Source organism: Bradyrhizobium sp. JYMT SZCCT0428 (assembly GCF_018131075.1).
Taxonomy (GTDB): domain Bacteria; phylum Pseudomonadota; class Alphaproteobacteria; order Rhizobiales; family Xanthobacteraceae; genus Bradyrhizobium.
Window position 1 is genome coordinate 33,633 of the sequence record NZ_JAFCLS010000030.1, and the last position, 23,239, is coordinate 56,871.

Consider the following 23,239-nt stretch of genomic DNA (forward strand, 5'->3'; position numbering starts at 1 on the left):
GGGCGTGACAGCCGCCCCCTCCGCGCCGCCGCCGCCCTGGCCGTTTCCTGAACGAATCCGGTTTGAGGGACGCTCGGTGTCGCTCGAACCGCTTGCCGCCCGACACGCGGACGAGCTTTGGCGCGCCGCGCAGGGCGCCGACGCGTCATTTGCCTATTTGCGTTACGGGCCGTTCGCGCAGCAGTGCGACTTGCTGGCGCTGGTCACCGAATTCGCCGGGCGGGCGGATCAGCCGTTCTGGGTGGTTCGGCCGAACAGCAGCGGCGTGGCTGAAGGCTGGCTATCGCTGTGCGATATCTATCCGGCCGAGGGGGCGATCGAAATCGGGGCGATCTGGTTTTCGCCGCGGCTGCAGCGAACCCGGGCCGCGACCGAAGCGATCTTTCTCCTGATGCAATATGCGATGGAGGAATTGCAGTACCAGCGGCTGGTCTGGCGCTGCAACGCGGCAAACCAGGCATCGCTGAACGCGGCCGCGCGCTACGGTTTTACGCCGGAGGGGACATGGCGTGGCTCGGCCCTCAGCAAAGGGCGTCGCTGCGACGTGGCGTGGCACTCGATCATCGCCGCTGAGTGGCCGTCGCGCCGCGCCGCCATTGCCGCGTGGCTCGCGGACGAGAATTTCGATGAACATGGCCGCGCGCGCACGCGGCTGGTTCATCCGTGAGCCAGTTTTGATGAAGTTCGGGTGAGTCGGACCGAACGATCCCTCACGGCTTTTGCGCGGCGGGGGATGGCAGCACGGGGGGCGAGCGGGCAAATTTCTTGACCCCGAGCGGCTTGCTGAACAGATAGCCTTGGACCAGATCGAAACCCATGTCATGCGCAGCGAGAAAATCGGTGCGGGTTTCGACCCCCTGGGCGATGGCGCGCGCACCATGGTCCTGCGCCAGCTCGACGATGTGGCGGCATACGGTCTGCTTCAAGCGGTCATCCGCACAGCCGGTGACAAACTGATGATCGACTTTCAGCTCGACGAATGGAAAGTTCCGGAGCCCCATGAGCGCGGGCCATTCCGGGCCGACATTGTCGACGGCAATCGCGATATTATGCAGGCGCACCTGCCTGGCGACGTCGATCACGAGATCCAGATTGTCCGTCACCTCGGCGCTGTCGATCTCGATGATCAAACCGCCGAACGCGGGATGGTCGGGCATTCCGAGACACAGGTCGCGCACCGTTTCGCGGCCCCTTAAAAACGAAACCGGCAGGTTGATCGAGAGATCAACTGGACCATGCTGCTCCAGAAGGTAATGCCAATCCTCGATCGCGCGGCCGATCACGAACTCGGACAGCGCGCGATAATGCGGATCCTTGTCGTCCGGAATGAAATAGGCCGGTGGAACGACCCCCCAGGCAGGATGTCGCATCCGCACCAGCGCCTCCGCGCCGCTCGGAACCAGCGTGCGCGCATTGATCTTTTGCTGATACCACAATTCGAGCCACCCGGCCTTCAGCGCCTCGGCCACGTCCACCGCCGGGCTCGGCGCCGGTTCGGTGGGCAGCAGCGAAGCGACGCTGGCCCGCAACGTTCCGGCGCTGAAGGGCGTCGGCAGCGAGGGCAGCATCGCGATATCGTATTCCTCGGCAATTTGCCGAACCGCCTTTACCATAATCGAGTCCGGTGGGCCGATGATGAGCACCTTGCCGCCGAAATTTTTCCGGACCAGAACTTCGAGAATTTCGCCGACCTCGGTCCCGTTGACGGACACGCCGAGCACGACGAGGTCGGGCTGTTGTGCGTCAAGCACTCCCGCCAACTCGCTTGCACAAGCGCATGCGCTGGTGATGAAGCCGAGTTCCTCGAGCGCGTCAGAGAGGAACAATCGCAGGTGTTTCTTGGCATCGGCCACGCAGGCGCGGGGCATCACCCTTCGCAGCCCGAAGCCACCGGTGCGCGCATGCGCATTAGCATTGATCAGATTCATTCCGTCCCCCTGCACAGATATCGACGCTAGTCGTACATCCGCGCGGCGGCGCTAATCATGGAGTTTTAGGGACGCAGTGATGAATGCGCGGGTAAGGTTAAAGCCGCCAATGAAACTAGAATTGTAACGAAAACGGCAAGTCATCTGGCTGTAACATGGCAACTCGTGAGCCCGACGGAGACCGATCCGTGCTCGTTGCTGTCGTGGGCATGCGCTATGAACGGATGCGTGCATTTGTGCGCTGTTTCATTGCTGGACGCGCGTTAACGCCTGTGGTCGCTTGTCGGCGCGACCACAGTTTATGTTCGTACCGAACACAAGAATCGCTTCGACGCGCGGCATCACCTGAACGCGATCGTCACTCCGGCTTGATGCCGGCGAACTTGGCCACCTTGCCCCACTTCTCGGTTTCCGCCAGCACGTAAGCCTGCATGTCTGCGGGCGACCCGCCGGCGGGCTCGGCGCCGAGCTTGCGCAGCCGCGCGATGCCGTCCTCGGTCTTGAGGAATTTGTCGACGCTGGCGTTGAGCCTGTCGATGATCTCCTTTGACGTCTTGGCCGGCGCACCGATGGTGAACCAGGATGCCGCCTCGTAACCGGGTACGCCGGCTTCCGCGATCGTCGGCAGATCCGGCAGCCCCGGCCAGCGTCTGGCAGAGGAGACCGCCAGTGGGCGGATCGAGTTGGATTCGGCGAACGGCTGCGAGGCCGGCAAATTGTCGATCGTCAGTTGCACGCGGCCGGCGATCAGGTCGGTCAGCGCCGGTGCGCTGCCCTTGTACGGCACATGGGTCATCTCGACGCCGGTCATCGACTTGAACAATTCGGTCGAGACATGCGCGGTGCTGCCGAGCCCAGGCGTGCCGTAGAACAATTCGCCGGGCTTCGATTTGGCATACGCGATCAGCTCCGCGACCGATTTCACCGGCAGCGAATTGGTGACCGAACAAAGATTGGGTACCCGCGCGATGATGATGACCGGAGCGATATCCCTGGCCTGGTCGTAGTTCATGTTCTTGAACACGAACTGGTTGATGGCGTGCGTGCCCGGCGTTCCCACCACGAAGGTGTATCCGTCGGGCTCGGCCTTCGCGACGAATTCAGCCGCGATGTTGCCGCCGGCGCCGGTCTTGTTTTCGACGAAGAATTGCTGGCCGAATTCCTCGGAAATTTTTGCCGCGACCACGCGCGCCAAAATGTCGGTAGTGCCGCCGGCCGCGAAGGGCACGACCAGTTTCACCGGCCGTGTCGGCCATTGATCGGCGCCCGCCCGGCGCGGCAACAGCGACATACCGCCAAAGGCAGCGGCGCCGGTCAGCACAGCGCGGCGGTTGAGGCGGTACGGATGGATAATCTTCGAAGCCATGGCGGTCCCTCCAGAATTTCGGCGGACCGTATTGGTTAATCGGCGCGACCACCACCCCCGTCGGCGTCATGCCCGGGGTCTCCGGCATCATGGCACAGAACCCGATCAGGTCGACATGCAGCGACTGCAGCGCGAAACAGCAAGCTCAAAAGAAATGACCGCGGTCCTTGGCAGACCGCGGTCAACTTCAATCGATCGAATGATGGCAGCCGGCGTTAGCCGCCGATGCCTTTTTCCTTGAAATACTTCAGCGCACCGGGATGGAACGGGATCGGCGAGCGGTCCTGCACCTGGTTGTCGAGCGAGAAGCTCTCGGCTTCCTTGTGCACGGCAACGATGTCGGCCTTCTTCTCCACCAGCGTCTTGACGATGGTGTAGGCGTCGTCGTTGCTCATCTTGTCGCCGGTCACGATCAGGTTCCAGACTTCGGCGATGGAATTGTCCTTGTCGTAGCCGGGATAGGAGCCCGCCTTGATCTTGCTTGTCGTGTAGAGCTTGCCGTACTTGGCATTCATCTTCTCGGCGAGATCGCCGTGGTCGACCAGCTTCATCTTCAAGCCGGGCGTGGCCGCCAGATCGGTCACGGCCGCGGTCGGAATGCCGCCGACCCAGAAGAACGCGTCGATCTTGCGGTCCTTGATGGCGTTGACGGATTCCGCGACGCCGAGCCGCTCGCGCTTCATGTCCTTGTCCTTGTCGAGGCCGGCCGCCTCGATGACGCGGAACGCCATGACTTCGGTGGCGCCGCCGGGCGATCCGGTCGAGACGCGCTTGCCTTTCAGGTCCGCCATGGTGTTGATGCCGGTGCCTTCGACGGTCACCACGTGCATGCGGTTCGGATAGACCACGAGTAGCGCCTGCAGCGGCAGCTTGCCGCTCTTGAACTTGTCCTGGCCCTGCAGCGCGTCGAGTGCGGCGTCGGCCATGGTGAAGCCCATCTCGCTCTGCCCGGTGCCGATCAGCTTGAGATTGTCGATCGAGCCGCCGGTGACCTCGGCCGTGGCCTGCACGTTGGGAAGGCTCTTTGACAGCACGTTGGCGACGGCACCGCCAAGCGGATAGTAAACGCCGCCGGTTCCGCCGGTACCGATCGACATCGTCTTCTGCTGGGCGTGGACGATGCCCGCGAAGGCGAGTCCGGCCGCAACAGTCACAGCCAGCACGGCCACGGTCTTTTTCATTATTTTCATCTCAATTACTCCCTTGACCCTATTCTTGACGTTCTTCTTGGACTTAAGTTGTAAGCGCCGGTCGTTTCGGCGCCCGCGTTCTCGACTGCCACAGCAACACGCCGAAGCCGATGATCAGCCCGGGCACGTAGGTGTAGCTGATATCGCGGCCGATCATCCATTCGACGATCGCCTCGATCAAACTCGGAAATACCAGCAGCAATCCGGATAGCAGAAGCAGGCCGCCCTCGACCCGCGTATTTTGTCGCAGCGCCCAGTTCTGGGCAACCGAGGCCAGCGCCAGCAGACCCAGGGTGGTCTTGATCGTGATTTCGAGGATGTCGAGCCATGATCCGCCCTTGGGGATCGCGAGCAGCAATCCGACGCCCTGCGGGTCGAGCACGAACACGAACGGCACCAGGAACGCCGGCAAGGTGTATTTCCAGGACTGCAGCGTGGTCTTGTAGGGATCGCCGCCGGTGATGGCAGCCGCTGCGAACGGCGACAGCGCGGTCGGCGGCGATACTTCCGACAGCACGGCGTAATAGAAGATGAACATGTGCGCGGCGTAATCGGGCACGCCGAGTTTGATCAGCGCCGGCGCGGCGATCACCGCGCAGATGATGTAGGAGGCGGTCACCGGCACCGCGAGACCGATGATCCACACGATCAGCGAGGTGTAGATCGCGGTCAGCAGCAGACTGCCGCCGGCATAGCTGATCACGATCGCCGAGAATTTGAGGCCGAGACCGGTCAGCGTCACGATGCCGACCACGATGCCGGCGCAGGCGCAGGTGGTCGCCGCGTTCAGCGCGCCGGTCGAGCCTTCCGCCAGCGCCTTGACCAGTTTGCTCGGCACCAGCGCGGTTTCCTTGCGCAGGAAGCTCAGCGCGAAGGTCACGACGATGGCGTAAAACACCGACAGCGACGGCGAGTAGCCGATCACCATGAAGACGACCACAGCAAGCAGCGAGATGAAATGAAAGCCGTAACGCCGGGTCATCTGTCCGAGCGACATCTCCGGCGTGAAGTTGACTTCCTTGGCGCCGAATTTTTTCGCGTCCAGTTCGACCATGAACAGCAGCGACATATAATAGAGACAGGTCGGAATCGTCGCCATCCAGATCACGTCGAGATAGCTGATCTTGAGAAACTCGGCGATCAGGAAGGCCGCGGCGCCGAGCACCGGCGGCGACAGGATGGCGCCGAGGCCGCCGGCCGCCAGCAGACCGCCGGCGGCGTTTTTCTCAAAGCCGGCCTTGGCCAGCATCGGGGAGGCCACGGTGCCGATCATCACTGTCGTGGCGACGCCGGATCCGGAGGGGCCGCCGAGCAGGAACGAGGACAGCACCACGGTTCTGCCGGCGCTGTTCGCCTTGCCGCCCATCAGTGCCAGCGAGAAATCGATGAAGAACTTGCCGGCACCGGATTGCGCCAGGAACGCGCCATAGATCGTGAACAGGATGATAAGGGTCGCCGAGACGTCGACCGCGACGCCGAAAATACCTTCCAGGGTGATGAAGAGATGACCGACCAGCCGGGGCAGATCGTAGCCGCGATGGGTCCATGGCGCCGGCAAATGAGGGCCGAGCATCGCATAGGCGATGAACAATATTGCCACGACGGGCATGATCAGGCCGGTGGTGCGCCGCGTCGCCTCCAGCACGAGCACGATGAAGACGACGCCGACGATCACGTCCCAGCGGTCGGGCGAGGTGGCGCGGTCGGTAAAATCCTCGCCGCCCCACAGCGCATAGACGATGGTCGCGACCGCAAAGATGCCGGGCACCACGTCCCACCAGCGCACCCGGTTGCGAAACCGCGTCGCCAGCGGAAACAGCAGGAAGCTCAGCACCAGCGTGAAGGCGACGTGGGTGTAGCGCAGTTCCTGGGTCGGAACGATTGCGTAGGCCGCATAGAGGTGGAACAGGCTCATCACCACCGCAATGGTGGTCGAGATCCGTCCCGCCCATCCCATCAGGCGGTTGGCCGCGCCTTCCTCGGCTTCGATGAACAATTCAGCCTTATGCAACGCTTCGTCGGAAACGGCGACGACGTCGTCATTGGGCAACGAATTGCCTGGTGGTTGACCCTGTGCGGCCATGCTTCCCCCGGAGCGCTCTTTCACTTCCCGGCTGGATCGCCGGGCCTTCAATGGCGGCGCATTCATGCCGGTTTGGGCAGGCGTGGCAAGGGCTTAAATCGAGAGACTTTGGGATGGTTACATCCATGCGAGGGTTGCATCGGCCGCCACGCGCCGGATGGGTTGACCGCGGGCACATGCCCGTTCAACTTCCCGTCCAAATCAAGGGGAGAGAAGTCGATGGAACGGCTCAAGGGCAAGACGGCGATGGTGGTCGGCGCGGGTTCGATCGGTCCCGGCTGGGGCAACGGCAAGGCGACCGCGGTGACCTTTGCGCGCGAGGGTGCGCAGGTGTTCTGCGTCGATCGCAACGCGGCGGCAGCCGAAGAGACCGTGAAGATCATCACGGGCGAGGGCGGCAAGGCGGCGGCCTTCACCGCCGACGTCTCCCGCGCCGCCGATGTCGAGGCGATGGTGGCGGCGTGCCTGAAGGCCTATGGCCGTATCGATGTGCTCGACAACAATGTCGGCATTGCCGAGATGGGCAGCGTGGTCGAGACGACGGAATCCGAATGGGATCGCGTGTTCGCAGTCAATCTCAAGAGCGCCTTCCTCGCCATGAAGCACGTTATTCCGGTGATGCAGAAGCGGGGCGGCGGCTCGATCATCAATATTTCATCGATCGCCTCGATCCGCCATGTCGGGATTTCCTACGTCTCCTATGGGGCGTCGAAGGCGGCGATGAACCAGATGACGCGCACCACGGCGGTGCAGTTCGCAGCCGATCATGTCCGGGTGAATTGCATTCTGCCGGGCCTGATGAAAACGCCGATGGTCGAGCACTCCGCCGGTCTTGCGGCGAGTTATGCCAAGGGTGATGTCGAGGCGATGTGGCGGGCGCGCGACGCCCAGGTGCCGATGGGGCACATGGGCGACGCCTGGGATGTCGCCAATGCGGCGCTGTTTCTCGCCTCCGACGAATCCCGCTACGTCACCGGGCTCGAACTCGTGGTCGATGGCGGGATGACGGCGAGGTCGGCATAAGCGCAGCGCGGGTTCGGGCTTCCGCTATTGCGCCATCGCCAATATGCCGCCGGCAAAGGAGTGCCACGTCGGCGTCATGCTGATCGGCCAGTTCAGCAGCTTGACGGCGATCAGCGCGGCGCCGCCATAGATATAGACCGGATGCGGGCGGCCGCGCGTGCGCCAGTCGTGCACGATGGCAACCACGAGCAGCAGATAGGCGACGAAGGCCGGCGGGATGGTGACGGGCACCGGCGGCGGGCCGAGCGGCCCGGGAGGCGCCAGGAATGTGAGAAACCAGCGCGCCACAGCCGCATCCAGCAGCGAAATGCCGGCCAGCAGCATCAGCCGCTTGTGGATTTCGCCCCGGCGGATGTTCGCGATTCCCAGCGCGAACACCACCGCAAAGAAAAGAATGCCGCTGAGCGGGACGATCGCAAACGCGATGCCTTCACTGGTCAGTCCGGCGGCCGCCGATCGCTTCATCGCGTTGACCGCAACCAGGAAGCCGAAGATCGTCATCGCCGTCGCCAGCGACACGCCGATCATCCCGATCGCGCGGTGCCGGGTGACATTTCCCGATGCGGCGAGCCAGGTCTGGAGCACAAAGTAGAGCGACCAGGCGAAGAACAGCAGGCCGTGAAAATGGACGACGGGCGAGGCTGACAGCGATCGCGACATCATCGGCAGCCAATAGGTCGGGGCAAAGCCGAGAAACGCGACGGCCGTGCAGGCCAGCGCCATGTAAAAATAAAAATAACCGGTTTGGGAATACGCGGTCGCGCGCGGCGGAGTGGTGTCGGTGAGGATGGCCATGGTTTTGAGTCGACCAGGAAGGGGAAAGGTTCAACGAAAATTCTTCAATCGATATGGACACTTGCAGGCAAAAAGCGCGGCTTCCCGGACGTCATGTTTCAGCCAAAATCGGGTTTCGAACGGCTAACGAAATTCGCGTGGGCCGCTGTCGGAAGCGCACCTCGCTTGCTAGGATTGTTCGTCGTCGAGAGCGTTTTTTCGGGTCTGTTGATGCGAGGTTGTCCTATCATCCGCAATATTGTCGTCGCTTCCCTGCTGTGGACGGCGTTCGCGCAAGCCGCCTTCGCAACCGGCGCCGAGCCAGCCAAGGATCCGCAAGTCGATCCCGCGCCTTGCATTGCGGCGGCGGCGGCCAATGATGACGACAAGACCATCAGCGTTTGCGGCGCGTTGATCGGCAACGAAAAGACCGCGAGGCTCGACCGCATTAAGGCATTGATCGCGCGCGGCGGCGCCAACGATCGCAAGGATCTGATCGACCGCGCCATTGCCGATTATGACGGCGTGCTGCGGCTCGATCCGGCGCTGGCGGATATCTTCAACGCGCGCGGCGAACTCTGGCGCAAGAAGGGCGACCGGCCGAAGGCCTTGCAGGACTTTGGCATGGCGATCAAACTCAACCCGAAGCATCCCACCGCGCGCGGCAATTACAAATCGCTGGCGCAGGAGCTCGAGCGTCTCGGCGCGCTGATGGCGGTATACAACAAGCCGAGCTTCAACTGCGCCACCACGAAGCAGCCGGTGGAGAAGGCGATCTGCGCCAGTCCGGACCTTGCCAAGTTTGACCGCGAGATCAGTGCCGTGAACACCAAGGTGGTCCGCGATGCGAGCGCCGACAGCTCGCGCGCACGTGCCCTGCAGCGTGAGCAGGATGATTTCGTCGCCCGCCGCAGCGCCGCCTTCGGCCAGCCGGGTTACGATTTGCGCAGGGCCATGAAAGAGCGGCTCGACCAATTGCTGGCGATCGAGTCGCGCTGAACGGTGGTCGGGCTTTAGCCGATCGCCAAGCTGTTCCGGCTTGATCTCGCGCCGCTTCCCGTGACAATGCGTGGCAAATATGATTGTCGCCCCGCCGTCATGGCCGGGCTTGTCCCGGCCATCCACGTCTCGCTTCTCCAATGGTGAGCAAAGAACGTGGATGCCCGGGACAAGCCCGGCCATGACGAAGGAGGAGGCGACAGACCGGGAGCGCGCCATGAACGTCCACGACAAAAGCCGGTACCACGAAATCCACGCCCGCTCGCTGAGGGATCCCGAAGGTTTTTGGGCCGAGGCGGCGTGCGAAATCGACTGGATCGAGGCCCCGAAGAAAATCTTCGATCCCACGATGGGACCCTACGGCCGCTGGTTCACGGATGGCGTGGTCAACACCTGCTACAACGCGCTCGACCGCCATGTCGCAGGCGGGCGCGCCGATCAGGTGGCGTTGATCCACGACTCGCCACTGACCAACACCGTTTCCAGCTTCACCTATGCGCAGATGCTGAAAGAGGTGCAGACGCTCGCGGCCGTCATGCAGGATTTCGGCGTCACCAAGGGTGACCGCGTCATCCTCTATATGCCGATGGTGGCGGAAGCCGTGTTCGCGATGCTGGCCTGCGCGCGGATCGGCGCGGTTCATTCGGTGGTGTTCGGAGGCTTTGCGGCCAAGGAGCTCGCGAGCCGGATTGAAGATGCGAAACCAAAACTGATCTTCTCGGCGAGCTGCGGCATCGAGCCTGGCCGCATCGTGCAATACAAGCCGCTGCTCGACGAGGCGATCCGGCTGTCGAGCGTCAAGCCGCAAACCTGCCTCATCCTGCAGCGGCCGCAACAGGCCTGCGAGCTCTCTAGAGGCCGCGACCATGACTGGGCGCAATTGCGCAACGCCGCGCTCGATGCCGGCAAAGCCGCGCCCTGCGTACCGGTCAAGGCAACCGATCCGCTGTACATCCTCTATACCTCGGGCACTACGGGGATTCCGAAGGGCGTGGTGCGTGACAATGGCGGGCATCTGGTCGCGCTGAAATGGTCGATGTTCAACCTCTACGGCGTCAAGCCCGGCGAGGTCTGGTGGTGCGGCTCTGACATCGGCTGGGTGGTCGGCCACAGCTACATCATTTACGGACCGCTGATCCATGGCGCGACCTCGATCATGTATGAGGGCAAGCCGGTCGGCACGCCCGACGCCGGTGCGTTCTGGCGGGTGATCTCCGAGCATCAGGCGGTCGCCTTCTTCACGGCGCCGACCGCGTTCCGCGCCATCAAGAAGGAAGACCCGGACGGAAAATTCATCCGCAAGTATGATCTTTCGAAATTTCGCACGCTGTTCCTCGCCGGCGAACGCGCCGATCCGCCGACGGTGGAATGGGCCGAGCAGCAGTTGAAGGTGCCTGTCATCGATCACTGGTGGCAGACCGAAACCGGCTGGTGCATCGCCGGCAATCCGGTGGGGCTCGGCATGCTGACGGTCAAGCACGGTTCGCCGACGGTGCCGATGCCGGGCTATCAGGTCGATGTGGTCGATGAGGCGGCAAGACCGGTGCCCGCGGGCACCATGGGCTCGATCGTCATCAAATTGCCGATGCCGCCGGCCTGCCTGCCGACGCTGTGGGAGCAGGAGGCGCGTTTCAAGGAAGCCTATCTCACCGAATTTCCGGGCTATTACAAAACCTCCGACGCCGGCTACAAGGATGAAGACGGCTACGTGTTCGTGATGGGCCGCACCGACGACATCATCAACGTCGCCGGCCACCGGCTTTCCACCGGCGGCATGGAGGAAATTTTGGCCTCGCATCCCGACGTCGCCGAATGCGCGGTGCTCGGCATCAAGGATGCGATCAAGGGCGAGGTGCCCTGCGGTTTCCTGGTGCTGAAGGCCGGCGTTACGCGCAGCCATGCCGATGTCGAAAAGGACGTGGTGGCGCTGGTGCGCGACAAGCTCGGCCCGGTTGCCGCTTTCAAGCTCGCGATCACGGTTGGTCGCCTGCCCAAAACGCGCTCCGGAAAGATCCTCCGCGGCACCATCAAGAAAATCGCCGACGGTGATGCCTGGACCATGCCGGCGACCATCGAGGACCCCAAGGTGCTCGACGAAATCGGCGACGCGCTGAAGGGCAGGGTGTGAATGACAGTTCTCCGTCATGCCCGGGCTTGACCCGGGCATCCATCAATCTCCGAAAATGCCTTGATTTCGATGGATTGCCGGGTCAAGCCCGGCAATGACGAAACCGGACCCATGGATCAGTCATGCGACATAACCCTGCTCGACTTCTCATCGCCCTCCTGCTCGCCGCCCCGCTGCTGGCGGGCTGCCTGGAGAAGGGCCAGCCGACCATGGTCGACACCAGCGCCGACGACGATGCGTTCTGCCGCGCCAACAACGTGGCGCCGGGGTCGAACGACTACGTCATCTGCCGCAAGAACCGCGACGTGCAGCGCGGCAATGCCAACGCCCGCACCGACCGTGCCCAGCGAAACCTCGCCGAGCAAATGCTGAACAATCCAGTCCGGCCGTGATCAGGAGGTCATCATGAACGAAGACGTCTTCAACACCAGCCTGCGCGGCTTTCTCAAGAAGGTCGGCATCACCTCGCAGCGTGAAATCGAAAAAGCCGTCCGCGACGCCCTCGCCAACGGAAGTCTCAAGGGCAACGAAAAGCTGCCGGCCAAGATGGTTCTGACTATTGGCGGCATCAGCCTCACGCACGAGATTAACGACGAGATCGAACTGGGCTGAGTGCGACTCTTTTCCTCTCCCGTGTGGGAGAGGGTGGCTTCGCGCCCATCTCGTGCGTCGAATCGATGCTATAAGAAGCTCATGGAACAACTTGCCATCAAGCTGCTGGGCTTTGCCGCCGCGACGTGCACGACGCTGGCTTACGCCCCGCAATTCGTAAAGGTCTGGCGAACCCGCTCGACGGAAGACATTTCGCTTGGAATGTTTCTCGTCATGGTGCTCGGCATCCTGCTCTGGCTACTCTATGGCCTATTCTCCGGCGATGGACCGCTGATCGTTGCCAATGCCATCACGATCGTGCTGGCCGGCGGAATCCTCGTGATGAAGCTGAAATACGGGTAGGTCGAGACCGGCCTTTTGCTGACGCGCCGCAATCGAAGCGGCCGGACGCTCCGTCGCGCGCCCGAATGGCACGAATGGCTCTTGTCAGGCCAATTATGGCAATAAATACTGTCTGGCGGCGCTAATTTGCCGGCAGAAATCCCTGACGCCGGTTTGCATTTGAGCTGAATTGCACATCCCCGGTGGGTTTGTCCGATGAGCCTGGAGGTTGCCAAAACCAGTGCGCCTGCAGCCCGGTCGTTTACGGTGTGGCGGCCATGGGCCGCTGCGATCACCGTCGCGATCCTGTTTTTTCTTGCCGCGCGCCTTAGCCTGTCGTTGGTCGACAAGATCGATGGGATCGCGGTGTTCTGGCCGGCCGCGGGCATCGCGACCGGCTTCCTGGTGGCTTTCGGTCCGACCATGCGATGGCCGGTCGTCATCGGCGCGGCCTCGGCCACGATTGCAGCCAATCTGCTCGGCGATCGCAATCTCGCCAGCACGGCTCTATTTGTTGTGGCCAATGCTGGTGGGCCGGTCATCGTCGCGGGACTCATCCAGCGGTTCTATGGCACGCCATTCGAGCTCAACGAGTTGCGCCACGTCTTTGGACTGTTCGGCGCCACGATAGCCACTTCCTTCTTGACCGGTATCGTCGGCACGCTCGGATTTGTGTTCTTTCACCCCTCGGCTTCATCGGCCACGACGATATGGCGGCACTGGTTCGTCACTGAAACGCTGGGCACCATTACGGTCGCGCCGATGATAATCGGGTTCGCATCACTGCTGCGCAAACCTGCGCCGCGGCGCGACATTGTCGAGGGTGCCTTCGCGCTCGCGATCGTAGCCACGCTATGTTTGCTGTTGGTTGTTCTGCCAAAGGATCCGTGGACACTCGAGCTGGCAGTCGCGGCGTTCTGTCCGCTGTATGTGTGGATCGCTGCCCGCCTGCAACCTGCCTTTACGGCAGTCGCGACCTTCATGTGCGCAATCACGATTGTATGTACCACCGTATTTGCCATCGGTGTTTTCGGCGATGCGCGTTTACCGCTTGGAGAACGTATCCTGTCTGCGCAGGCGACCATTCTGGCCACGTCGTTCGGCGCGCTGGTTCTGGCGGCGCTGTTCAGCGAGCGGCGGATGCACGAACTCGCGATTCTCGAAAGGGAGCGACGGTTGGAAGAGGCGCTTCGTGCTGGCAGAGTAATGACGTTTGACTGGGAAGTTCGGACTGGAATGATCCAGTTGAGCCAGAATGCGACGGAAATCCTCGGTCTCGGTTCGGAACCGTCGCTAAGCGCGGCGAATATGATGAGACAAATTCATCCAGACGATCGTGCAATGGTGGCGGCTCGCTTGAACGCCGCGGGTCTCAGCGAGCGCTCGCATTCGATGACGTTTCGCTTCCTGCGGCCGGATGGACATGGAGAGGTGTGGCTGGAGCGAGTTGCCGTTACCCACTTTGACGTTGCGGGAAAGCCAATACGCATCAATGGGCTGACGACCGACGTCACGGAGCGGAAGCGGTTTGAAGAGGAGATTTCCCGCGCCTGGAAATCGGCGGCAATGGCCAATCAGGCCAAATCCAGTTTCCTGTCTGCCGCCAGCCATGACCTGCGACAGCCGCTGCAAACACTGAGATTCCTGCACGACGCGCTCGAGCCGCATCTGTCGAATGGAGAAGGGCGCCATATCGTCGACGGAATGAGCCGATCGCTCGACACCATGTCGAGCATCCTCTCGAGCCTTCTCGATGTTAATCGCCTGGAGGCCGGCAATCTCCGTCCGTCGAAGAGCGACTTCGCAATCAACGAAGTCTTTGACTCTCTCGCGTCCGATTTTCTCGGTTCGGTTACCGAGAAGCGGTTGCGGTGGCGCTTGGTGCGTTCGGAACTCCGGGTCCATACCGACAAGACAATGCTCGAGGCAATGTTGCGTAACCTGCTGTCGAATGCGGTGCGATATACGGATCGGGGGACAGTCCTGCTCGGCTGCCGCCGCGCCGGTGACCGGATCCGGATCGAAGTCTGGGATAGCGGCATCGGCATGTCGCAGGACCAGATGCCACAGATTTTCCAGGAGTACTATCAGGGTGAGCAAGGCGCGCAGCGCGGCGGCCTTGGGCTGGGCCTCGCCATCGTCAGACGTATCGGTGAGGTGCTGGACCACAGGATCGACGTGCGCTCCACCCCCGGCAAGGGTACCGTTTTTTCAATCGAGGTTCCGCGTGGCGATCCAAATGATGCGGATGCGGAACGAGCCGAGCCGCCGGCACCCGAGACGAACGGCTTCCCTGACCTCATTCTTGTCGTCGAGGACGAGGAGAGCGTCCGGACCTCGCTAAGCCGCCTGCTGAAATTGAAGGGCATCAAGGCGATCATGGTCGCAACAGCGACTGACGCACTGGATCAGGTCACCCGACACGTCATCCGTCCCGATTTGCTGATCTGCGATTACAATCTTCGCGGATCGGCGAACGGCGTCGACACGGTCAACGCCCTGCGCGGGGCGCTCGGCACCAACGTCCCGGCCATCGTGATGACGGGCGACATCCGCTCGGACATCGTTCAATCGATCGCTGCATTCGGCATTTCCGTTCTGATCAAACCATTCCGCGCGGACGAACTGTTGCAGCACATCGCTGAACGTTACCGGGATTCAGCGCGTGGGTTACCGACCAATCCGGCCGGCGATCAAGTTGGAATGGAGAGCTAGATATCGGCGCGTTGCGCTTGTTTTCAGCTCGCCGCCAAACAAAAACGCGGCAGGTTGCCCCGCCGCGTTTGAAATCCCGTAACCGGAGTACGAAAAACTACTCCTCGTCGTCGTCCTGCTTCTTGCCGCCGATCGTCTTCAGCTTGGCGAACACGGCGTCGACGTTGAGGTCGTCGCGCTGCTTTTCGGTCGGCTCGAATTCCGGCTCCTTCTTGGTGGTCTCGGAGGCCGGCAGCAGGGTGGCGCCGCCGTAGGCGGCGGGGACCGGCTTTTCCTTGGCGGCGCGCTGCACCTCGAAATCGAGCTCGATCTGCGAGCACAGGCCCAATGTCACCGGGTCCATCGGGGTCAAGGTCGAGGCGTTCCAGTGGGTGCGGTCGCGGACTGAGGCAATGGTGGTCTTGGTGGTGCCGACCAGGCGCATGATCTGGGCGTCCTTCAGCTCGGGATGGTTGCGCACCAGCCAGAGGATCGCGCTCGGCCGCTCATGGCGGCGCGACACCGGGGTGTAGCGCGGGCCCTTTTTCTTGGCCGCCGGGGGCAGGGTAACCTTGCTCTCGCCGAGCTTGAGGCGGTAATTCGGGTCCTTTTCGCCCCTTTCGATCTCGTCGCGGCTCAATTGGCCGGTCGAAATCGGGTCCATGCCCTTGATGCCCTGCGCCGCGTCGCCGTCGGCGATGGCGCGGACCTCCAGGGGGTGCATTTTAGTGAAATCGGCCACCTGGTCGAAGGTCAGCGCGGTATTATCAACCAGCCACACGGCAGTCGCCTTTGGCATCAGCGGTGCATTGCTCATGGCAAATCTCCTTTGTGCCTCGCCCACCTCTTTTTGGAGGCGAAGTCTGCGGTCATCGGGGATGACGGGAATTCCGGGCCTATATACCCCTTGAGGCCCCATTGGCGCAATGGCCTGCTAAAGTGCCTTGACAGCGCCCAAAAGCAGCCCCAAGTCCTTATACGAACTGGCCGTTCCCCGCCCGCCGGCGAGGGGTGATTCGGTCCCCGAGATGGCCCCCATGACCTCTTTATCGGCATCAGCCAAACCAGACCTGAAAATCGTGCTTTGTTCCCCCCGCGGCTTCTGTGCGGGCGTGGTACGGGCCATCGACACCGTCGAGCGGGCGCTCGCGATCTACGGCGCCCCCGTCTATGTCCGCCACGAGATCGTGCACAACCGCTATGTCGTGGACAGCCTGAAGACCAAGGGCGCGATCTTCGTCGAGGAACTGGCCGAAATTCCGGACAATACCAACGCACCGGTGGTGTTCTCCGCCCATGGCGTGCCGAAGTCGGTTCCGGCGGACGCCCGGGCGCGCAATTTCTTCTCGCTGGACGCGACCTGCCCGCTGGTCACCAAGGTGCACCGCGAGGCCGCGATCCACTTCAAGCGCGGCCGTGAAATCCTGCTGATCGGGCATTCCCATCATCCGGAAGTGGTCGGCACGCTCGGCCAGTTGCCGCCGGGCGCGGTGACGCTGATCGAGACCAACGAAGACGCCAAGACGTTCACGCCGAAGAATCCGGACAACCTCGCCTTCGTGACCCAGACGACGCTGTCGATCGACGACACCGCCGAGATCGTCGCGATGCTGAAGGAGCGTTTCCCGAATATCTCCGGCCCGCACAAGGAAGATATCTGCTACGCCACCACCAACCGCCAGCTTGCGGTGAAGAAGGTGGCGCCGGTGGTCGACGCCCTGATCGTGGTCGGCGCGCCGAACTCGTCGAACTCGCAGCGCCTGCGCGAAGTCGCCGAGCGCGAGGGCTGCCCGGTCTCGGTGCTGGCGCAGCGCGCCAGCGATCTCGACTGGTCGCGGTTCGAAGGCATCAAGAGCCTCGGCATCACGGCGGGCGCCTCCGCGCCGGAAGTGATCGTCGAGGAGATCATGGGCGCGTTCGCGGAGCGCTATACGCTGCATGTGGAGACGGTCTCGGCCGCGGAAGAAAACGAATTCTTCCCGCTGCCGCGTTCGCTGCGGCCCGACGCAGCTTAGGGCGCGTGTGCCATGGCGGTTTACACGGACGTTGCCGCCGAAGACCTCGCGGAGTTCCTCAAGAGTTACGATATCGGCGAATTGCTCTCCTACAAGGGCATCGCCGAAGGCGTCGAGAATTCCAACTTCCTGATGCACACCAGCAAGGGCGCCTACATCCTCACGCTGTATGAAAAGCGCGTGGCGGTGGACGATCTGCCTTACTTCCTGTCGCTGATGGCGCATCTGGCCGAGCGCGGCGTGCATTGCCCGCAGCCGGCGAAAAACCGCCAGGGCGAAGTCTACAGCCATCTCGTCGGGCGGCCCGCTGCGATCATCAATTTCCTCGAAGGTATGTGGCCGCGGCGGCCCAACGCCGCGCATTGCAGCGGCGTCGGCGAGGCGCTCGCCAAAATGCATCTGGCGGGCGGCGACTTTCCTCTTGTCCGGAAAAATCCGCTGTCGGTCGAGGGATGGCGGCCGCTGTTCGAGCTGTCGGCGCCGCGTGCCGACAGCGTGCAGCCGGGTTTGCGCGATTTCATCGCCTGCGAACTCGATCACCTCGAGGCGAACTGGCCAAAGGATCTGCCGCTCGGCGTCATCCATGGCGATCTCTTCAACGACAACGTCTTCTTCCTCGGCGACAAGCTGTCCGGGCTGATCGACTTCCCGTTTTCCTGCAACGACATCCTGGCCTATGACGTCGCGATCTGCCTCAACGCGTGGTGCTTCGAGCCGGACCATTCCTTCAACGTCACCAAGGCGCGCGCGCTGCTCGGCGCCTATGGCCGCGAACGGAAATTGTCCGATGCCGAGCAGGACGCGCTGCCATTGCTGGCGCGCGGCGCCGCGCTGCGCTTTTTGCTGACGCGCCTGGTCGATTTCCTCGACGTGCCGCCGGGCGCGCTGGTGAAGCCGAAAGACCCGGTCGAATATGTCCGCAAGCTGCGCTTCCACCAGAGCGTCCAGTCCGCGCGCGATTACGGCCTGATGCAGGCGGGATGCGCGGCGTGAGCGATTCCAGGCCGCATGTCACGGTATTCACCGACGGCGCCTGCTCGGGCAATCCCGGGCCCGGCGGCTGGGGCGCGATCCTGAAATTCGGCGACACCGAAAAGGAATTGAAGGGCGGCGAAGCGCACACCACCAACAACCGCATGGAATTGATGGCGGCGATCTCGGCGCTGGAAGCGCTGAAGAAAGCCTGCGTCGTCGACCTCACCACCGACAGCCAATATGTCCGCAAGGGGATCACCGAATGGATCCATGGCTGGAAGCGCAACGGCTGGCGCACGTCCGACAAGAAGCCGGTCAAGAACGTCGACCTGTGGCAGCGCCTCGACGCGGCGCTGAAGGCGCATGAGGTGCGCTGGCACTGGATCAAGGGCCACGCCGGTCACGACGAGAACGAACGCGCCGATCAGCTGGCCCGCGACGGCGTCGCGATGGCAAGGTTGAAGGCGTAGGTTTCGGGGAGCTGCCCTCTGTTTCCCTCTCCCCTTGTGAGAGAGGGTGAATGTTGACCTGCGCGCGCTCAACATTGAAATAGAACGAATACAGGGAGTGAAGATTGGTCTAGACGCTCCGCTTCAACAGTCACCAGCGAACCTGATGACCGGTGGCGCGGCCCGCGTGGTTATTTAGAACGGCGCCCTCCGGGGCGCTATTGCTTGTTGAACCCATCGGTTCTTCTCTTCGACAAAAGTAACGATATTCTTGGTATGGGGCGAGGCCTGACCTGTTTCAAACCCGACAGCGGCGGCACCGAACAAGCGACGGAGAGGCGAATATGAGTTCGATTGGATCGCTAGTCAGGAGGGGACTGCTTGTGGCTGGTTTGCTTATATCAGCGGGACCGGCGCTGGCGACGGGGAGCGATGACGGTTTCGCAGCGTTCTGGATGCAATTCAAAGCTGCAGTCGCCAAGAGCGATCAGAAGGCCGTATCGCAGATGATCAAATATCCGGTCCTACTCTATGATCTGCGGCAAGAGGCTGACTTCCCTGTGATCTGGAGAGGCGCTTTCAAACCGGCACATCGGGCGTGTCTTGCCAAGCAGAAACCCGTCATGGACAAGCAGAAGGACAAAGTCAGTTATTCTGCCTTTTGCGACTCGCTCATCTACGTTTTTGGCAAGGATAGTTCCGGCTGGAAACTGACGGACTTTGCCGTAAACGACTGATCGAATTGGCCTTGCAAGAACTGATTGCCAACAATCCCGATGCTGTGTGCATACTGAGTGGGGAATAAGAACACCGGGGCGGGGCGGCCGACAGGCTTCAAGCCCGAGTATATCCAGCAAGCCGCTAAGCTCTGTTTGCTCGGTGCGATCGATAAGGACATTGCAGAATTCTTCGGTACGAGCGTTGTGACGCTGAACGCATGGAAGAAGAAGTATCCTGAGTTTCTAAAGTCCCTCAAGGATGCCAAGGCCGAAGCTGACGCCCGTGTTGTGAGGAGCCTTTACCAAAGGGCGGTGGGCTATGAAGGCCCGGCCGTGAAGATATTCAACGCCAACGGCTCGGCGCTGGTTGTCCCTTACACAGAGCATTATCCCCCTGAAACGGCGGCAGGCATATTCTGGCTGAAAAACCGTGACCCTGAGAATTGGCGCGACCGACACGAGGTGACAGGCGCCAACGGGAAGCCGGTTGGCGGGCCTACCTTCGCCCTCGATTCTAAGACGGCAGCGGCGATTGCCAAGAAAATCAATGAGGACGTGTGATGCGTGACGCCGGAAGAGATTGCCGTCGCACGCGCCCTGGCTGAGCAAAGCCTCCTCTTCTTCACCCGCTTTATGTTCAAGGCCCGGTTCGGGTCGAAGTTCATGGTCAACTGGCACCATGAGGAGATTTGCGAGCACCTAGAGGCGGTCCACCGGGGGGAGATACCGCGGCTGCTGGTTAACTGCCCGCCCGGCTCCAGTAAAACGGAGTTGACCGTCATCAACTTCGCCGCGTGGGCTGAAGCCAAGAACAGCTGGTGTCGGCAAGATCCCACGCCGGAGCAGGGCAGTGGACGCGATGCAAAGCATCGCGGACGGGTGAGGGGTTCTCTCCGCGGATGCAATTCCCTCTACGGATAGAGACCCCTCATCCGGCGCTTCGCGCCACCTTCTCCCACAAGGGGAGAAGGGAAGATAAGTGCGAGCGCAGCTCTTACAGCTGCCCCAACAGCGTATCGCCGCCGGAAACCTCGACCTTGCCGGGCGCCGGCTCGAGGTTGAGCTTCTTGACCACGCCGTCTTCCACCAGCATCGAATAGCGCTTGGAGCGGATGCCGAGGCCGTTGCCGGAGGCGTCGAGCTCCATGCCGATCGCCTTGGTGAAGTCGGCATTGCCGTCGGCGAGGAAGGTGGCTTCGTCACGCTGGTCGGTGTCGCGCTTCCAGGCGTTCATCACAAAGGCGTCGTTGACGGAGACGATCGCGATGGTGTTCACGCCCTTGTCCTTGATGGCGTAGGCGTTGAGGAAGATGCTCGGCAGATGCATCTTGTGGCAGGTGCCGGTATAGGCGCCGGGCACCGCGAACAGCGCGACCTTCTTGCCCTTGAAAATATCGTCGGTGGTTTTGACCTGCGGCCCTTCCGCCGTCATCACGCGAAACTTGGCTTCCGGCAGCTTGTCGCCAACTTGGATCGTCATCGTGAATTCTCCCTCAATGTGCGGATGGGTCTTATAGCGTTTTCGAGCGAAGTGGGTACCGGTTCGCGTGAAGAAAACGCCTCAAAACAAGACTAACCTCTGCGGATGACCGGCACAATATTCGGTGTCCCGGAAACGGCAATGCCGCCGTGCGTTCACTGTTCTGTCATCAGCCGGTAAACCCGCCGGCGTCGAGGAATGCCCGTTCTTCAGGCGTCGTTTCGCGCCCCAGGATGCGGTTACGGTGCGGAAAGCGCCCGAACCGGCGGATGATGTCGGCGTGATGCTCGGCATATTCCTTGTTTTCGGTATTGGCCGTGCCGCCGAACAGCTCGATGCAGCGCAGCTGGTCGGGCAAATGTTCCGAATGCATGAACGGCAGATAGAGGAATTCGAGCAGCGCCGGGTCGATGCGCTTGTCGGTACCCCGGTCGATGGCGCGGGCCGCGACGTCGCGCGCCAGCCTGTCGCTCGCATAGGTCTGGGCGTCACCACGAAACATGTTGCGGGGAAACTGGTCGAGCACGATGGTGAGCGCCAGCGCGCCGTCATCGCTGGCTTCCCAGGACGATAATTCGCCCCCGGCCGCCTTCCGCCACAGCTCGAGATACCGCTGACGCACTTCCGCGTCGAACGCGTCGTCGCGCTTGTACCAGCGGTCGTGGCCGGCTTCGCGCCAGAATTTCAGGATGTCAGCCGGCACGGTGTCGCGAGCGTCAGACATGATCGGACGCTCGCTCCGCTTTTCGGTCTCAGGCCGCGGCCTTCTTTTCGTCGCGCAGCTCGCGACGCAGGATCTTGCCGACATTGGTCTTGGGCAGGTCGGTCCTGAACTCGATCTGCTTGGGGACCTTGTAGGCGGTAAGCTGCGTGCCGCAGTACTTGATCACGTCCTCGGCCGTGAGGTTCGGGTCCTTCTTGACGATGAAGGCCTTGACCGCTTCGCCTGACTTGGAGTCCTGGACGCCGATCACGGCGCATTCCAGCACGCCCGGATGGCTGGCGATCACTTCCTCGATCTCGTTCGGATAGACGTTGAAGCCGGAGACCAGGATCATGTCCTTCTTGCGGTCGACGATCTTGGTGTAGCCCCGCTCGTCCATCACTCCGATGTCGCCGGTGCGGAAATAGCCGTCCGCCGTCATCACATTCGCGGTCTCTTCCGGCCTGTTCCAGTAGCCGGCCATCACCTGCGGTCCCTTGGCGCAGATTTCGCCGGCCTCGCCGAGCGGCAATTCCTTACCGTCGTCGTCACGGATCGAGATATGGGTCGAGGGCACCGGAAGGCCGATCGTACCGGAGAACTCCTCAATGTCGGCGCGATTGCAGGTCAGCGTCGGCGACGTCTCCGACAGGCCGTAGCCTTCCGACAGTGTGCAGCCGGTGGTCTTCAGCCATTTCTCGGCCACGGGCTTTTGCGTCGCCATGCCGCCGCCGTTGGAGATTTTCAGTTTGGAGAAATCGAGCTTGTCGAACCCGGGTGTGTTCAACAGGCCGTTGTAAAGCGTGTTGACGGCCGGGAAAAAGCTGACCTGGTACTTCGACAGCTCCTTGACGAAGCCGGGCATGTCGCGCGGGTTGGGAATCAGCAGATTGGTGCCGCCGGCGCGCACGCCCAGGAGGTAGCACGCGGTCAGTGCAAAGATGTGATAGAGCGGCAGCGCGCAGACGATGACCATCTGGTCGACAATCGGCGGCTTCTTCAGCGCCGGCTGCAGCCAGGCGTCGTTCTGCAGCACGTTGGCGAGGATGTTCTGGTGCAGCAGCGTCGCGCCCTTGGAAACGCCGGTCGTGCCGCCGGTATATTGCAGGAAGGCGACGTCCTCGCGCGTTAGCTGCGGCTTGTTGAACTTCATGCCGCGGCCGGCGGCCAGCGCATCGTTGAAGGAGACCGAGCCCGGGATCGACCAGGCCGGCACCATCTTCTTCACCCTGCGGACCACCAGATTGACGATCACGCCCTTGAAGCCGAGCAAGTCGCCCATGCTGCCGACGATCACATGCTTGACCGCGGTCCTCGCGATCACCTGCTGCACCGTGGTGGCGAAATTCTCCAGCACCACGATCGCCTCGGCGCCGGAATCCTTGAGCTGATGTTCGAGCTCGCGCGGGGTGTAGAGCGGGTTGACGTTGACCACCGTGTAGCCGGCGCGCAGCACCGCCGCCGTCGCGACCGGATATTGCAGCACGTTCGGCATCATCAGCGCGACGCGGGCGCCCTTTTGCAGGCCCTTGCTCTGCAGATAGGCGCCGAACGCCGCCGACATCTGGTCGAGGTCGCGGTAGCTGATCGACTTGTCCATGCAGATGAACGCCTTGCGGTCGGCGAACTTCTTGAAGCTCTCTTCCAACAGCTCAACCAGCGATGAGTACTGGGTGATGTCGATATCGGCGGGCACGCCGGCCGGATAATGCTTGAGCCAGATCCGCTCCATGGTATTTCCCCTCTGGTTAGTTCCCGATTTCTCGAATTCTTGGGCCGG

The 23,239-nt window shown here is 62.1% G+C and carries 23 protein-coding genes; 14 read left to right on the forward strand and 9 right to left on the reverse strand.

Annotation, left to right across the window (positions count from 1 at the left end; all coding sequences use genetic code 11):
- Positions 1-4 precede the first annotated feature (4 nt).
- Entirely contained in the window at positions 5-667 is a 663-nt protein-coding gene (locus JQ575_RS27430) for a GNAT family N-acetyltransferase (protein ID WP_212036285.1), read from the forward strand.
- A 43-nt stretch (positions 668-710) separates the two neighbouring features.
- On the opposite strand, the gene JQ575_RS27435 is transcribed toward JQ575_RS27430, so the two are convergent.
- From JQ575_RS27435 to JQ575_RS27450, 4 genes are all read right to left on the reverse strand, one after another.
- On the reverse strand, positions 711-1,928 hold the full coding sequence (locus tag JQ575_RS27435; protein ID WP_212036288.1) for an EAL domain-containing protein: 1,218 nt from the start codon (positions 1,926-1,928) through the stop codon (positions 711-713).
- Between the two features lie 358 nt (positions 1,929-2,286).
- Entirely contained in the window at positions 2,287-3,294 is a 1,008-nt protein-coding gene (locus JQ575_RS27440; protein ID WP_212036290.1) for a tripartite tricarboxylate transporter substrate binding protein, read from the reverse strand.
- Positions 3,295-3,509: 215 nt separating this feature from the next.
- A complete protein-coding gene (locus JQ575_RS27445) occupies positions 3,510-4,484 on the reverse strand; it encodes a TAXI family TRAP transporter solute-binding subunit (RefSeq protein ID WP_212036292.1) in 975 nt (324 codons plus the stop codon).
- 43 nt (positions 4,485-4,527) lie between these two features.
- Positions 4,528-6,567 (reverse strand): TRAP transporter fused permease subunit, encoded by a 2,040-nt coding sequence (locus JQ575_RS27450; protein WP_212036293.1) that lies wholly within the window; start codon positions 6,565-6,567, stop codon positions 4,528-4,530.
- A gap of 219 nt (positions 6,568-6,786) precedes the next feature.
- Between JQ575_RS27450 and JQ575_RS27455 the strand changes: the two genes are divergently transcribed.
- Positions 6,787-7,590 carry an SDR family NAD(P)-dependent oxidoreductase gene (locus JQ575_RS27455; protein ID WP_212036295.1) on the forward strand — a complete coding sequence of 268 codons (804 nt, stop codon included), beginning with the start codon at positions 6,787-6,789 and terminating at the stop codon, positions 7,588-7,590.
- 24 nt (positions 7,591-7,614) lie between these two features.
- On the opposite strand, the gene JQ575_RS27460 is transcribed toward JQ575_RS27455, so the two are convergent.
- On the reverse strand, positions 7,615-8,385 hold the full coding sequence (locus JQ575_RS27460) for a hypothetical protein (protein WP_212036297.1): 771 nt from the start codon (positions 8,383-8,385) through the stop codon (positions 7,615-7,617).
- A 210-nt stretch (positions 8,386-8,595) separates the two neighbouring features.
- Here JQ575_RS27460 and JQ575_RS27465 point away from each other — a divergent pair, with 210 nt between their 5' ends.
- The 6 genes from JQ575_RS27465 (at position 8,596) to JQ575_RS27490 (ending at position 15,139) form a co-directional block, all read left to right on the forward strand.
- On the forward strand, positions 8,596-9,363 hold the full coding sequence (locus tag JQ575_RS27465; RefSeq protein WP_212036298.1) for a hypothetical protein: 768 nt from the start codon (positions 8,596-8,598) through the stop codon (positions 9,361-9,363).
- Positions 9,364-9,580: 217 nt separating this feature from the next.
- Positions 9,581-11,491 (forward strand): propionyl-CoA synthetase, encoded by a 1,911-nt coding sequence (locus JQ575_RS27470; protein WP_212036300.1) that lies wholly within the window; start codon positions 9,581-9,583, stop codon positions 11,489-11,491.
- Positions 11,492-11,613: 122 nt separating this feature from the next.
- Complete coding sequence (locus JQ575_RS27475) at positions 11,614-11,883, forward strand: hypothetical protein (RefSeq protein WP_212036302.1); 270 nt, start codon at positions 11,614-11,616, stop codon at positions 11,881-11,883.
- Between the two features lie 13 nt (positions 11,884-11,896).
- Positions 11,897-12,103: a DUF6494 family protein gene (locus JQ575_RS27480; protein ID WP_212036304.1), complete on the forward strand. Its 207-nt coding sequence runs from the start codon at positions 11,897-11,899 to the stop codon at positions 12,101-12,103.
- 81 nt (positions 12,104-12,184) lie between these two features.
- Entirely contained in the window at positions 12,185-12,445 is a 261-nt protein-coding gene (locus JQ575_RS27485) for a SemiSWEET transporter (RefSeq protein ID WP_212036305.1), read from the forward strand.
- A 195-nt stretch (positions 12,446-12,640) separates the two neighbouring features.
- Positions 12,641-15,139 (forward strand): ATP-binding protein, encoded by a 2,499-nt coding sequence (locus JQ575_RS27490; RefSeq protein WP_212036306.1) that lies wholly within the window; start codon positions 12,641-12,643, stop codon positions 15,137-15,139.
- Positions 15,140-15,236: 97 nt separating this feature from the next.
- Here JQ575_RS27490 and JQ575_RS27495 read toward each other — a convergent pair whose 3' ends face one another.
- Entirely contained in the window at positions 15,237-15,935 is a 699-nt protein-coding gene (locus JQ575_RS27495; protein ID WP_192735298.1) for a DUF1013 domain-containing protein, read from the reverse strand.
- A gap of 220 nt (positions 15,936-16,155) precedes the next feature.
- Here JQ575_RS27495 and ispH point away from each other — a divergent pair, with 220 nt between their 5' ends.
- The 6 genes from ispH to JQ575_RS27525 all read left to right on the forward strand — a co-directional run bounded on the left by ispH (position 16,156) and on the right by JQ575_RS27525 (position 20,197).
- Positions 16,156-17,133, forward strand: a complete 978-nt coding sequence (gene ispH, locus JQ575_RS27500) for a 4-hydroxy-3-methylbut-2-enyl diphosphate reductase (protein WP_192735297.1) — start codon at positions 16,156-16,158, stop codon at positions 17,131-17,133.
- Between the two features lie 12 nt (positions 17,134-17,145).
- Positions 17,146-18,126, forward strand: a complete 981-nt coding sequence (locus JQ575_RS27505) for a homoserine kinase (protein ID WP_212036307.1) — start codon at positions 17,146-17,148, stop codon at positions 18,124-18,126.
- Positions 18,114-18,578: a ribonuclease HI gene (gene rnhA / locus JQ575_RS27510; protein WP_212036308.1), complete on the forward strand. Its 465-nt coding sequence runs from the start codon at positions 18,114-18,116 to the stop codon at positions 18,576-18,578. The genes JQ575_RS27505 and rnhA overlap by 13 nt, the downstream gene beginning before the upstream one ends.
- Before the next feature lie 362 nt (positions 18,579-18,940).
- The gene (locus tag JQ575_RS27515; RefSeq protein ID WP_312016036.1) at positions 18,941-19,294 is read left to right on the forward strand and encodes a hypothetical protein; all 354 of its coding nucleotides are present in this window, start codon (positions 18,941-18,943) and stop codon (positions 19,292-19,294) included.
- 57 nt (positions 19,295-19,351) lie between these two features.
- On the forward strand, positions 19,352-19,837 hold the full coding sequence (locus JQ575_RS27520) for a helix-turn-helix domain-containing protein (RefSeq protein WP_212036312.1): 486 nt from the start codon (positions 19,352-19,354) through the stop codon (positions 19,835-19,837).
- A 3-nt stretch (positions 19,838-19,840) separates the two neighbouring features.
- A complete protein-coding gene (locus JQ575_RS27525) occupies positions 19,841-20,197 on the forward strand; it encodes a hypothetical protein (RefSeq protein WP_212036408.1) in 357 nt (118 codons plus the stop codon).
- A 73-nt stretch (positions 20,198-20,270) separates the two neighbouring features.
- Here JQ575_RS27525 and JQ575_RS27530 read toward each other — a convergent pair whose 3' ends face one another.
- The 3 genes from JQ575_RS27530 to JQ575_RS27540 all read right to left on the reverse strand — a co-directional run bounded on the left by JQ575_RS27530 (position 20,271) and on the right by JQ575_RS27540 (position 23,191).
- Positions 20,271-20,756, reverse strand: a complete 486-nt coding sequence (locus tag JQ575_RS27530) for a peroxiredoxin (protein WP_192735294.1) — start codon at positions 20,754-20,756, stop codon at positions 20,271-20,273.
- Between the two features lie 169 nt (positions 20,757-20,925).
- On the reverse strand, positions 20,926-21,480 hold the full coding sequence (locus JQ575_RS27535) for a DUF924 family protein (RefSeq protein WP_212036315.1): 555 nt from the start codon (positions 21,478-21,480) through the stop codon (positions 20,926-20,928).
- Between the two features lie 28 nt (positions 21,481-21,508).
- Entirely contained in the window at positions 21,509-23,191 is a 1,683-nt protein-coding gene (locus JQ575_RS27540; protein ID WP_212036320.1) for a long-chain fatty acid--CoA ligase, read from the reverse strand.
- Positions 23,192-23,239 lie beyond the last annotated feature (48 nt).